Annotated in this window: 11 protein-coding genes; 3 read left to right on the forward strand and 8 right to left on the reverse strand. The window is 71.8% G+C overall.

Features of this window, described 5'->3' with window-relative positions:
- Positions 1–52 precede the first annotated feature (52 nt).
- Positions 53–895 (reverse strand): alpha/beta fold hydrolase, encoded by an 843-nt coding sequence (locus CJ226_RS06080; protein ID WP_102208638.1) that lies wholly within the window; start codon positions 893–895, stop codon positions 53–55.
- 95 nt (positions 896–990) lie between these two features.
- Between CJ226_RS06080 and CJ226_RS06085 the strand changes: the two genes are divergently transcribed.
- Positions 991–1,557, forward strand: a complete 567-nt coding sequence (locus tag CJ226_RS06085; RefSeq protein WP_102208639.1) for a TetR/AcrR family transcriptional regulator — start codon at positions 991–993, stop codon at positions 1,555–1,557.
- 85 nt (positions 1,558–1,642) lie between these two features.
- The gene (locus tag CJ226_RS06090) at positions 1,643–2,458 is read left to right on the forward strand and encodes a TspO/MBR family protein (RefSeq protein WP_102208640.1); all 816 of its coding nucleotides are present in this window, start codon (positions 1,643–1,645) and stop codon (positions 2,456–2,458) included.
- On the opposite strand, the gene CJ226_RS06095 is transcribed toward CJ226_RS06090, so the two are convergent.
- Genes CJ226_RS06095 through CJ226_RS06120 form a run of 6 tightly spaced genes read right to left on the reverse strand, consistent with a single transcriptional unit; the run spans position 2,455 to position 10,417 of the window.
- Positions 2,455–3,126 carry a response regulator gene (locus CJ226_RS06095; protein ID WP_062633122.1) on the reverse strand — a complete coding sequence of 224 codons (672 nt, stop codon included), beginning with the start codon at positions 3,124–3,126 and terminating at the stop codon, positions 2,455–2,457. The genes CJ226_RS06090 and CJ226_RS06095 overlap by 4 nt on opposite strands.
- On the reverse strand, positions 3,123–5,684 hold the full coding sequence (locus CJ226_RS06100) for an ATP-binding protein (RefSeq protein WP_102208641.1): 2,562 nt from the start codon (positions 5,682–5,684) through the stop codon (positions 3,123–3,125). The genes CJ226_RS06095 and CJ226_RS06100 overlap by 4 nt, the downstream gene beginning before the upstream one ends.
- Entirely contained in the window at positions 5,681–6,286 is a 606-nt protein-coding gene (gene kdpC / locus CJ226_RS06105) for a potassium-transporting ATPase subunit KdpC (RefSeq protein WP_102208642.1), read from the reverse strand. The genes CJ226_RS06100 and kdpC overlap by 4 nt, the downstream gene beginning before the upstream one ends.
- A gap of 20 nt (positions 6,287–6,306) precedes the next feature.
- Positions 6,307–8,649, reverse strand: a complete 2,343-nt coding sequence (gene kdpB / locus CJ226_RS06110) for a potassium-transporting ATPase subunit KdpB (RefSeq protein WP_102208643.1) — start codon at positions 8,647–8,649, stop codon at positions 6,307–6,309.
- Positions 8,650–8,651: 2 nt separating this feature from the next.
- Complete coding sequence (kdpA, locus tag CJ226_RS06115) at positions 8,652–10,328, reverse strand: potassium-transporting ATPase subunit KdpA (RefSeq protein WP_062633113.1); 1,677 nt, start codon at positions 10,326–10,328, stop codon at positions 8,652–8,654.
- Positions 10,328–10,417, reverse strand: coding sequence for a potassium-transporting ATPase subunit F (locus CJ226_RS06120; protein ID WP_036292752.1), 90 nt, complete (start codon positions 10,415–10,417; stop codon positions 10,328–10,330). The genes kdpA and CJ226_RS06120 overlap by 1 nt, the downstream gene beginning before the upstream one ends.
- 278 nt (positions 10,418–10,695) lie before the next feature.
- Between CJ226_RS06120 and CJ226_RS06125 the strand changes: the two genes are divergently transcribed.
- Complete coding sequence (locus tag CJ226_RS06125) at positions 10,696–11,844, forward strand: SLC13 family permease (protein ID WP_102208644.1); 1,149 nt, start codon at positions 10,696–10,698, stop codon at positions 11,842–11,844.
- 71 nt (positions 11,845–11,915) lie between these two features.
- On the opposite strand, the gene CJ226_RS06130 is transcribed toward CJ226_RS06125, so the two are convergent.
- Positions 11,916–12,465: FMN-binding negative transcriptional regulator (locus CJ226_RS06130; protein ID WP_102208645.1), on the reverse strand; the 550-nt coding region annotated here is incomplete at its 5' end.

Genomic DNA, 12,465 nt, shown 5'->3' on the forward strand with positions numbered 1-12,465 from the left:
CAAATGGCCCCATTCCCGGGGGAAATGGGGCCATTCAGGCGATTCGAACGGGTTACCGGGCCAGGAACTGCGTCAGGGCGGCGTTGACCTCGTCGGCGTGGGTCCAGAGGAGGCCGTGCGGGGCGCCCTCGACCTCGACGTACTCGGCCTCGGGGACGGCCTGGTGGAAGCGGCGGGCGGTCGCGTCGATCGGCAGGATGTTGTCCTTCGTGCCGTGCAGGATCAGCGTGGGCTTGCCGGCGGCTGCCACGGCCTTCACGTCGTCGCGGAAGTCCTCGATCCAGGTCGGGACCACGGCGTACGCGGCGACCGGGGCGCTGGTGACGGAGAGGTTCCAGTTCGCGTCGACGACCTGCTGGCTGATGCGCGTGCCGAGGTTCTCGTCGAGGTTGTAGAAGTCCGTGTAGAACTGGGTGAACCAGGCGTAGCGGTCGCCCTTGGCGGCGGCCTCGATCCCGTCGAAGACCTCCTGCGGCACGCCTTCGGGGTTGTCATCGCGCTGCACGAGGAAGGGCTCGAGCGACGCGAGGAAGGCGAGCTTCGCGACGCGCTCGTGGCCGTAGCGGCCGACGTAGCGGGCGAGCTCCCCGGTGCCCATGGAGAACCCGACGAGCACGACGTCGCGGAGGTCGAGGGTCTCGAGGACCGTGTTCAGGTCGGCGGCGAAGGTGTCGTAGTCGTAGCCGGAGCCGACCTTGGAGGACTGCCCGAAGCCGCGGCGGTCGTAGGTGATGACGCGGTAGCCCTGGGCGAGGAGCTCGCGGGTCTGGCGCTCCCAGCTGTGGCCGTTGAGCGGATAGCCGTGGATCAGGACGACGGGCTGGCCGCTGCCCTGGTCTTCGTAGTAGAGCTCGATCGGGGTGGTGTTCTCGGTGCCGACGGTGATGTAACCCATGATGTGTTCCTTTCGGTGCCGGTGAGAACGATCGTTCTCGCCTGATGTGATCAATCTAGAGAACGTTCGTTCTCGTGTCAAGTAGACTTCTGGACATGACCGAAGACGAGGCCCGCGAACGCATCCTCTCCGCCGCGGAGGAGCTGTACTACCGCAAGGGCTACGCGGCGGTCGGCATGGACGAGCTGCGGGCTGCCGCCGGCGTGTCGCTGCGGCGCGTGTACTCGCTGTTCCCGGCGAAGACCGACATCGTCGCGGCGGTGCTCACCCGGAAGCACGCCGAGTGGGAGCAGGGGCTCACGGCGGCCGTGGCGCAGAGCGGCGACGACCCGCGCGCCCGCCTCCTCGCGGTCTACGGCTACCTGGAGGACTGGTTCTGCAGCGACGGGTTCCGGGGCTGCGCCTTCATCAACGCGTTCGGCGAGCTCGGGGGGACGAGTCCCGAGGTCGCCGCGATCGTCCGCGCGCACAAGGCCTCGTTCCAGCAGTACATGGCGGAGCTCGTCGCGGCCACCGGTGCCCCGGCGGGTCTGGCCGCCCAGCTCTCTCTCCTCGCGGAGGGCGCGCAGAGCACCGCGGCCATCGGCGCCGACCCGGAGGCCGCCGTGCACGCGCGCCGCGCCGCCGAGGTCCTGATCGACGCCGCCCTCGCTCCGGCCTGATGCCCATTCGCTAACTTGGTTAGCGAAACCACGGGGCCCTGTCAAGGCCACTGCCTTCCGCTCCCGCCCCGCGTAGGGTGCGGGCATGGAGACCTCGACGAAGGGCATCGGCCGCCAGAGCCTCGTGATCGCCGCCGCCGTGTTCATGCTGATCGCCGCGGCCATCGGCGCGGGTGCGTTCGGGGGTGACTCCGTCGACGAGCTGCAGAACGGCGCGCTCTCGGCCCAGGGGTCGTACCTCGCCCCCGCCGGACCGGCGTTCTCGATCTGGTCGCTCATCTACCTCGGACTCCTCGCCTACACCGTGTGGCAGGCTCTCCCCGCGCAGCGCCAGGACGAGCGTCAGCAGGCGGTCGGCGGCTGGATCGCCCTCTCCATGGTCCTCAACGGCCTCTGGCTGGTGACCGCGCGGTACCTGACGCTGTGGCTCACCGTGCTCGTGATCGCGCTGCTGCTCGCGACGCTCGCGCGCATCATCGTGCTCCTCGGCCGGTACCCCGCCCGCTCCCTCGCCGACCGCCTCCTCACCGACGGCGCGAACGGCCTGCATTTCGGCTGGGTCACGATCGCGACGGTCGCCAACACCGCCGCGTGGCTCACGCAGACCGTCCCGGAGATCGGGGCGGATGCCCCCGACGCCTGGGCCGTCGCCGTGCTCGTCGTCGTGCTGGTGATCGGTGCCGCATCGGCCTGGTTCACCGGCCGTCTCGCCCCGGCGCTGGCAACGGCCTGGGGGCTGAGCTGGCTCGCGATCGGGCGTCTCACGGGCGAGCCGGAGAGCACGCCCACCGCCGTCACCGCGATCATCGTCGCCGTCCTGCTCGTCGTCGTCGGCGTCGTGGCCGTCCTCCGTCGGCGGCGCCTCGCCGGCACGCGTGACCGCGCCCCGCTCGGTCGCTAGAGGACCAGCCGGTACCCCATCCCCGACTCGGTGAGGAGGTGGACGGGCGCCGAGGGCTCCCGCTCCAGCTTCTTGCGGAGCTGCGACATGTACAGCCGGAGGTAGCCGGAGTCGGACACCTGCGCGCTGCCCCAGATCTCCTTGAGGAGGTCCTGCCGGGTCACCAGCGCGCCCGGGTGCCGCGCGAGGTGCTCGAGCATCCGCCACTCGGTCGGCGTGAGGTGCACACGGCTGCCGGCGCGGGTCACGGTCTTCGTCGCGAGGTCGACGACGACGTCCCCGAACGCGACCACGGACTCCCCGTTCGCGGCGACCGCGCGGCGGGAGAGCGCCCGGAGCCGGGCCAGCAGTTCATCCACCTGGAAGGGCTTCGTGACGAAGTCGTCCGCCCCCGCGTCCAGCGCCTCGACCTTGTCGGCCGACCCCGTCCTCCCCGACACGACGATGATGGGCACGCTCGTCCAGCCGCGCAGGGCCTGGATCACCTCGATGCCGTCGAGCCGGGGCATGCCGAGGTCGAGCATGATGAGGTCGGGATGGGTCTGCGCCGCGGCGGCGATCGCGGCGGCGCCATCGGCGGCCACGACGACCTCGTAGCCGTGGGCCGCGAGGGTGATCCGCAGCGCCCGCACCATCTGGGGGTCGTCGTCGGCGATGAGGAGCTTCACTCCGTGCCCTCCGTGTCGGCGGTCCCTGCGACGAGCGGCAGGGAGATGACCATGGTGAGTCCGCCCCCGGGGGTGTCCTCCGGTGTCAGGCTACCGCCCATGCCCTCGGTGAATCCGCGGGACAGCGCGAGCCCGAGCCCCAGCCCGGTCGTGTTGTCGGTGTCGCCGAAGCGCTGGAACGGCTGGAAGATCGCATCCCGTCGTTCGGGCGCGATGCCCTCGCCGCGGTCGACGATCCGGATCTCCGCCCGATCCCCCAGCCGGCTGCTCGACACGAGCACGCGGGTGCCCTCGGGGGCGTGCCGGTGGGCGTTGGCGAGCACGTTCACGAGCACCCGCTGGAGCAGCACCGGGTCGGCGTGCAGCGGCGGGAGGTCGGGATCGAGCGTGAGCTCGACGTCGGCGGGGCCGAGGCCGAGCTCGTCCACGGCGGCGAGCACGGGGCCTGCCGCGTCGATCCGCTGAGCCGAGACCGCGAGCACCCCCGCCTCCACGCGGCTCACGTCGAGGAGGTCGGTGACGAGAGTGGAGAGGGTCGCGAGACTCTCGTCCGCGGTCTCCAGCAGCTCCGCGCGGTCCTCGGCGGACAGGCCGTGCGCGCCCCGGAGCCCGCCGATCGCCGCGACGGCCGAGGCGAGCGGCCGCCGCAGATCGTGACTGACGGCGGAGAGCAGGGCGCTGCGCACCTGATCGGTCTCGGCGAGGGCCTCCGCCTCCCGCGCCGTGGCTCGCAGGTCGGTGTGCTCGATGGCGGCGGCGAGCTGGGCGACGATCGCGTCGAGCAGACGGCGCTCCGGACCGGCGATCGGCTCGCCGTTGAGCTCCAGCACGGCGCGCGGGCCCCCACCGGACGCGACCCCGACCGGGATGGTCGTGGCGCGGCCGTCCGGCACCGGCTCGCCGTCGCTCGCCAGCACGTCCCCGGACGGGGTGAGTAGCCGCACGCCGCTCAGCCCGAACGCCTCCCGGGTGCGGCTGACGAGGGCGAGCACGGCGTTGTCGCCGCGGAGCACGTTCCCGGCGACGGCCGCGAGCAGCTCCGCCTCGGCGGTCGCCCGTTGCGCGGTCCTGGCCCGGCGGGCGGCCTGGTCGACGATGAGGCTCACGAGGATCGCGATGATGACGTAGAGGGTGAGGGCTAGTGCGTGCAGCGGGTGCGCGATCGTGATCGTGAACAGCGGGGCGACGAAGAGGAAGTCGAGGGTGATGCCGGAGAGCACGGCGGCGAACACGGCGGGGCGGATGCCGCCGATGAGGGCGACGACCACGACGAGGAGCTGGTAGGCGAGCACCTCGGCCGTGATCGACTCCGGGCTGCGGAACGTGAACATCAGCCACGACAGCAGCGGGCCGAAGACCAGAGCCACGCCGAAGCCCAGCGCCTGACGCCGCCAGCCGAGCGCACCGCCGGTGATGCGGGGGAGAGCGAGCCGGCCGCCCGCCGCGGCATGGGTCACGATGTGCACGTCGATGTCGCCCGAGCGGCGGATGACCTCGGCGCCGATGCCCGGCCCGGTGAGAGCGGCGGCGAGGCGGCCGCGCCGGCTCACGCCGATCACGAGCTGCGTGGCGTCGGCGCCCTGGGCGAACTCCACCAGCGTCGCGGGGATGTCGTCGCCGACCACCTGATGGTAGGTCCCGCCGAGCGACTCGACGAGGGAGCGCTGCGCGGCGAGGGCGCCGGGGGTCTCGTCGCGCAGTCCGTCCTGGGCGGTCACGTGCACGGCGAGCAGCTCCCCGCCGGCGGACCGGGCGGCGATGCGGGCCCCGCGGCGCAGCAGCGTCTCGCCCTCCGGGCCGCCGGTGAGGGCGACGACCACGCGTTCGCGCGCCTGCCACGCTCCGGCGATGCCCTGTTCGGCGCGATAGCTGCGGAGCGCGCTGTCGACCTCGTCGGCGAGCCACAGCAGCGCGAGCTCCCGCAGGGCGGTGAGGTTGCCGAGCCGGAAGTAGTGCGAGAGGGCGGCGTCGATGCGCTCCGCGGGGTAGACGAGGCCGGCGGCGAGACGGTCGCGGAGCGTCTGCGGCGCCAGGTCGACGACCTCGATCTCGTCGGCGGCGCGGACCACCGCGTCCGGGATGGTCTCGCGCTGCGCGATGCCGGTGATCTTCTCCACGACCGCGTTCAGCGACTCGATGTGCTGCACGTTCACGGTGGTGACGACGTCGATCCCCGCGTCCAGCAGCTCCTCGACGTCCTGCCAGCGCTTGGGGTTCCGCGAGCCGGGGGCGTTCGTGTGCGCGAACTCGTCCACGAGCGCGATCTCCGGGCCGAGGGCGAGCACCGCGTCGAGGTCGAGCTCGGAGAGGACGACCCCGCGGTGGGCGTCCTCTCGGCGCGGCACCTCGGGCAGCCCGGACGTGAGGGCGGCCGTGGCCGCACGGCCATGGGTCTCGACGATCGCGATGACGACGTCGCGGCCCTCGTCACGGAGCCTCCGGCCCTCGGCGAGCATCTCGAAGGTCTTCCCGACCCCCGGCGCGGCGCCGAGGAGGACGCGCAGTCGCCCGCGGCGGTTCCGGTCCGTCGCGGGGCGCAGCGGCCGCTCTGCGCTCATGCACCCTCCCGGTCGTCGAGTGCGAGATTCAGCTCCGCGACGTTGACGCGCTCCTCGCCGAGGAACCCCAGGTCCCGCCCTTGAATCCTAGACTCCACCAGCGCCCGGACGTCGTCCTCCGGCAGGTCGCGGGCGGCGGCCACCCGCGGCACCTGGAGCAGGGCGTACGCGACGCTGATGTGCGGGTCGAGACCGGAGCCGGACGCGGTCACGGCATCCGCGGGCACCGCGGACGGATCGACCCCCTCCCTCGCGGCGATCTCGGTCTTCCGCGCGGCGATCTCGGCGACGAGGTCGGGATTCTCCGGCCCGAGGTTGCTGCCGCCCGACGAGGCCCCGTCGTACCCGTCGCCGGCCGCCGAGGGGCGGGACTGGAAGTACTCCGGCAGGGCGTCGCCCTCGGCATCCGTGAAGGACTGGCCGATGAGCGCGCTGCCCCGGTCGCCGGGGAGCAGCGAGCCGTTCGCCTGCGTGGGGAGGAGGAGCTGGCCGATGCCGGTGACGAGCAGCGTGTACCCGACGCCGAGGACGAGGGTGAGGACGAGCATCGCGCGGACGGCGACACCGGCGGTGCGCACCGTGGTGCGGGTGGTGGACGACATGGCGTTCCTTTCGAGCCCGGTCAGAAGCCGGGGAGGAGGCTGACGAGGAGGTCGATGAGCTTGATGCCCACGAACGGGGCGATGACGCCGCCGAGGCCGTAGACCAGCAGATTCCGCTGCAGGATCTGCGAGGCGCTCGCCGGTCGGTAGGTCACGCCACGCAGCGCGAGCGGGATGAGGAACACGATCACGATGGCGTTGAAGATGATCGCGCTCGTAACCGCCGAGGCTGGCGAGTGCAGCTGCATGATGTTCAGCGCCGCGAGTCCGGGGAACACGCCCATGAACATCGCCGGGATGATGGCGAAGTACTTCGCGATGTCGTTCGCGAGCGAGAACGTCGTCAGCGCGCCGCGGGTGATGAGCAGCTGCTTGCCGATGCGGACGATGTCGATGAGCTTGGTCGGGTCGGAGTCGAGGTCGACCATGTTGCCCGCCTCCTTGGCCGCGGAGGTGCCCGTGTTCATCGCGACGCCGACGTCGGCCTGGGCGAGTGCGGGGGCATCGTTCGTGCCGTCCCCGGTCATCGCGACGAGGCGCCCGCCCTCCTGCTCGCGGCGGATGAGGTCGAGCTTGTCCTCCGGGGTGGCCTCGGCGAGGTAGTCGTCGACGCCCGCCTCGGCCGCGATGGCCTTCGCGGTGAGCGGGTTGTCTCCGGTGATCATGACCGTGCGGATGCCCATGCTGCGCAGCTCGTCGAACCGCTCCCGCAGGCCGTCCTTGACGATGTCCTTGAGGTGCACGACCCCGAGGATCCGATGGGTCCCTGAGCTTGTCGAAGGGCCTGAGCCCGGATGGGTCCCTGAGCTTGTCGAAGGGCCTGAGCCCGGATGGGTCCCTGAGCTTGTCGAAGGGACTGAGCCTGTCGAAGGGACCTGCACCGCGACCACGAGGGGCGTGCCGCCGCCCGAGGCGACGTCGTCGGTGAGGGTCGTGAGCTCGTCATCGGGGGTCTGCCCCAGCCACGCCGCCACGGCCGAGGCGGCGCCCTTCCGGATCTGCGTGCCGTCGGCGAGGTCGAGACCGCTCATGCGCGTCTGTGCCGTGAACGGGACGACGACGGCGTCCGCCGGGGCCTCGACGCGGATCCCGCGGGCGGCGGCGAGCTCGACGATCGATGCGCCCTCCGGCGTCGGATCGGCGAGGGAGGAGAGAGCGGCGGTGCGCAGCAGCTCCTCGGCTTCCACTCCGGTGAGCGGCAGCACGGCGTGGGCGCGGCGGTTGCCGTGGGTGATGGTGCCGGTCTTGTCCAGCAGCAGCGTGGTGACGTCGCCCGCGGCCTCCACCGCCCGCCCCGACATCGCCAGCACGTTGCGCTGCACGAGCCGGTCCATGCCCGCGATGCCGATGGCGGAGAGAAGGGCGCCGATGGTGGTCGGGATGAGGCAGACGAGCAGGGCGATGAGGACGGGGATGCTCACCGGCGACGCCGCGTACGAGGCGATCGGATTCAGTGCGAGGACGACGACGACGAACACGATCGACAGGCTCGCGAGGAGGATGTTCAGGGCGATCTCGTTCGGGGTGCGCTGCCGGCTCGCCCCCTCGACGAGGGCGATCATGCGGTCGACGAACGTCTCGCCGGGCTTCGACGTGATGCGCACGACGATCTGATCCGACAGCACCCGCGTGCCGCCGGTGACGGCACTGCGGTCGCCGCCGGACTCGCGGACCACGGGGGCGCTCTCGCCGGTGATGGCCGACTCGTCCACGGTGGCGATACCTGCGACGATGTCGCCGTCGCCCGGGATCAGCTCACCCGCGGAGACGATCACGAGGTCGTCGCGCTGCAGCTCCGCCGACGACACCGTCTCCGTCGGCGCTTCGACAAGCTCAGCGACCCACTCCGCGCCCCCCTGGGTCCCTGAGCCGAGGCCTTGGGTCCCTGAGCCGCCACCTTGGGTCCCTGAGCCGAGGCCCTGGGTCCCTGAGCCGAGGCCCTGGGTCCCTGAGCTTGTCGAAGGGCCCACCACCCGTCGCGCCATCGTCTGGGTGCGGGTGTTCCGCAGGCTCGCGGCCTGGGCCTTGCCCCGCCCCTCGGCGACCGACTCCGCGACGTTCGCGAAGAACACGGTCAGCCAGAGCCAGATCGCGATGCCCCACGTGAACGCGGCCGGGACGGGGGTGCCGCCGGAGGGGGCGGGTCCGCCGAGGAAGGGCTCCGCGATCGCGAGGACGGTCGTGAACGCGGCGCCGACCCACACGAGGAGCATCACGGGGTTGCGCACGAGCGTCGCGGGGTTGAGTTTCCGGAGCGCGCCGGGGAGCGCCTGCGCGAGCTGGGCGCCGCCGAACGAGCGTGGGGGACGGGCCGGGACGGCGGGGGCGTCCTGCTGTTCGGGAGGGGTGGTGAGGAGGGTCATGGTCAGAGTCCTTCGGCGAGCGGTCCCAGTGCGAGCACGGGGAAGTAGGTGAGGGCCGTCACGACGACGGTCACGGTGAGGAGCAGGCCGACGAACTGCGGCCGGTGGGTGGGGAGCGTGCCGGTCGTGGCCGGCACCCGCTCCTGCGCGGCGAACGACCCGGCGAGGGCCAGCACGAGCACGATCGGAAGGAAGCGCCCGAGCAGCATCGCGACGCCCAGGGCGGTGTTGAACCACGGGGTGTTCGCGGTGAGCCCGGCGAACGCGGAGCCGTTGTTGTTCGCGGCCGAGGTGAACGCGTACAGCACCTCGCTCATGCCGTGCACGCCCGGGTTGAGGATGCTCGTGGACTCCACGTCCTCGCGGATGCCGGGGATCGCGAAGCTCAGGGCCGTGCCGCCGAGGACGAGCACGGGGACCACGAGGATGTAGAGGCTCGCGAGGGTCATCTCCCGCGGTCCGATGCGCTTCCCGAGCCACTCCGGGGTGCGGCCGACGAGCAGCCCGCCGACGAAGACCGCGACGATCGCGAGCACGAGCATCCCGTAGAGACCGGAGCCGACGCCGCCCGGAGCGACCTCGCCGAGCATCATGTTGAGCATCGGCATCATGCCGCCGAGCGCGGTGTACGAGTCGTGCATCGAGTTCACGGCCCCGGTCGAGGTGAGGGTGCTCGCGCTGCCGAAGAGGGTCGAGCCGAGGATGCCGAAGCGCTGCTCCTTGCCCTCCATCGCCGCCCCGGCGAGTTCGGGCGCGGCGCCGCGTCCCGCCAGCTCCAGGGCCGAGAGTGCGGCGAGCGAGGCGAGGAACAGGGTGCCCATGACCGCGACGATCGCGTACCCCTGCCGGTGGTCGCCGACCAGTCGGCCGAACGTGCGGGGGAGGGCGAACGGGATCACCAGGATCAGCAGCACCTCGAGGAGGTTCGTCCATCCGGTCGGGTTCTCGAAGGGGTGGGCGGAGTTGGCGTTGAAGAAGCCGCCGCCGTTGGTGCCGAGCAGCTTGATGGCCTCCTGCGACGCGACCGGACCGCCGGGGATCGTCTGCGTGCCGCCGGAGACCGTGGCGACGTCGGTGAAGCCGTTCACGTTCTGGATCACGCCGCCCGCGAGCAAGGCCACCGCGCCGATCAGGGCGAGCGGGAGCAGCAGCCGCCCCAGACCGCGGGTGAGGTCGACCCAGAAGTTGCCGATCGTCGCGGAGCCACGGCGCGCGAGACCGCGGATCAGGGCGATGGCGATGGTGAGGCCGACGGCGGCGGAGACGAAGTTCTGCACCGTGAGGCCCGCGAGCTGCACCGTGTAGCCCATGGTCTGCTCGGGCGAGTACGACTGCCAGTTGGTGTTCGCGACGAAGGACGCGGCGGTGTTGAACGCGAGTCCCTCCGGCACGGCGGGCAGGCCGAGTGACGCGGGGAGGAAGGCCTGGAGCCGCTGCAGCCCGTAGACGAGCAGGAGGCCGACGAGCGAGAACAGCAGCACGCTGCGGGCGTAGGCGCGCCAGGTCTGCTCGGAGCGGGGGTCGACGCCGATCACCCGGTAGAGCCCGCGCTCGACGCGCAGGTCGCGGCCGGAGGTGTAGACGTGCGCGATGTAGTCGCCGAGGGGGCGGTAGAGGAGCACGAGCACGACCACGACGGCCGTGATCTGCAGGACGCCGTACAGGACCGTCGCGTCCATCAGAAGCGCTCCGGGGCGACGAGCGCCACGACGAGGTAGACGACCGCGGCGACGGCGAGGACGGCGGCGAGGATCTCGAAGACGATCATGCGCGGTCCACCGCCTTGGCGATGAGGGACACGAGGGCGAACAGCGCCAGGGTCAGCGCGAGGTAGATGATGTCGAGCACGTCCTCGATCCAACTGCGCCGCCCCGCCGCATCCCTCGATCCTCACGTTTCCCCTACGCCCGTTCCCCGGATGCATGCGGGTTGCTCACGGACGGCCTTCGAATCGCGCACCTGGTCCCCAACCCGCCGTCGATGCAGCCAGGTGCGCGATTCGAAAGGGGGCGCCGGCCCTATGCTCACGAGGTGGGGATCAGAAGGATGCGGATCGGGACGGGGACGGGGATCGTCGCCGGGCTCGTGGTGGTCGCGCTCGTGTGCGTGTTCACGGGGTTCCTGCCGCGCACGGACGCCGGTGCACTCGGGGAACGGATCGCGCCCGTGCTGGGGTTCGTCGTCGCGATCACGATCGTCGCCGAGCTCGCCCGCGACGCCGCGGTGTTCGACGTCGTCTCGCAGCGCCTCGCGCGCTGGGGTCGTGGCCGCGTCGTCGTGCTGTGGGCGCTGGTGGTCGTGCTCGCCGTGGTGAGTACCGTGTTCCTCTCGCTCGACACGACCGCCGTGATCGTCACCCCTGTGGTCGTCGTGCTGGCGCAGAGCATCGGCGTCTCCCCGCTGCCGTTCGCCCTGGCCACCGTCTGGCTCGCCAACACCGCGTCGCTCGCGCTGCCGGTCTCGAACCTCACCAACCTGCTCGCCGCGCCCGCGATGGGGGAAGGCCCCGGGGCGTTCATCGCGCTGAGCTGGGCGCCCACGCTCGTGGGGATCCTGGTGCCGGTCGCGATCCTCACGGTCCTGCATCGGCGCACGGTCTTCGGTACGTACGAGACGCCCGAGCCCCGTCGACCCGCCGATCCGACGCTGTTCTGGAGCGCCACCGGCATCCTCGTCGTGCTCATGCCGCTGCTCGCGCTCACCCCCGACGTGTGGATCCCCGCCGCGGTCGCGGCTCTCGCGTTGGTCGCGCTGTTCGCCGTCCGCCGCCGCCACGCTCTGCGACTGTCGCTCGTCCCGTGGCAGGCGCTCGCGCTCGCCGCGTCGCTGTTCGTGCTGGTCGAGACTGCGCACGCGCAGGGGCTGCTCGACTTCCTGACGTCACCGACCGCGAACGGCGACTCTCTCGGCGACCTGTTCCGGCTCGCGGCGCTCGGGGCTGTGAGCGCGAACGCGATCAACAACCTCCCGGCCTACCTCGTGCTCGAACCGGCGGCCGGGGACCCGGTCGCCCTGATGGCCCTGCTGATCGGTGTGAACCTCGGTCCGCTCATCACGCCGTGGGCCTCGCTCGCGACACTCCTCTGGCACCATCGCGTGACGGCGCTCGGGGTCGAGATCCGCTGGGGCCGCTTCGCGCTCTGGGGGGCCGTCGCCGCGGTGCCCACCGTGGCCCTCGCCACGCTGGCCCTCTGACCCCGTTTCGAATCGCTCGCTTTGCTGCACATCCGGCCGAGATGGCGCAAAGCGCGCGATTCGAACGGGGGTCAGACGCGACGCATCTCGGCGGCCAGGGCGGGGTGGACGGCGTCGAACCGGGCGGCGATGCGCTCGCGCACCTCCGGGGCCTTGTTCTGGCTGAGTTTGGCGCGCGCGTCGAACCGGGTGACCCGGAGCCGCAGGCCCACCGTGCCCTTCGCCGCCCGCCGGGTGCCGGGCTCGTCCTCCGCGAGGCTCCGCCCGTGCGGCTGCCCACCCTCGAAGTGGTCGGTGAGCCGGGTGAGCATGGCGTAGTTCTCCTCCGCGGTGAGGATCTCGGGGGTGCCGGAGAGGTGCGCGGTGACGTGGTTCCACGTCGGGACGAGGTCACCGGGTGCATAGAGGCTCGAGGACACGTAGTCGTGCGGCCCCTGGATGATCACCAGGACCTCGTGTCGACCGAGCTCGTGCAGCTCGTCGTCCGGACGCCCGAAGTGGCTCACGAGCACGATGTCGTCCTCGCCCTCCTCGAGCAGTACCGGGTAGTGCGAGGCGACGAGTCCGGCGGAGGTCGGCGAGACGAACGTCGCCCACGGGTGGGCGCGGATGAGGCGCTTG

Source organism: Microbacterium sp. UMB0228, from assembly GCF_002871415.1.
Lineage (GTDB): Bacteria > Actinomycetota > Actinomycetes > Actinomycetales > Microbacteriaceae > Microbacterium.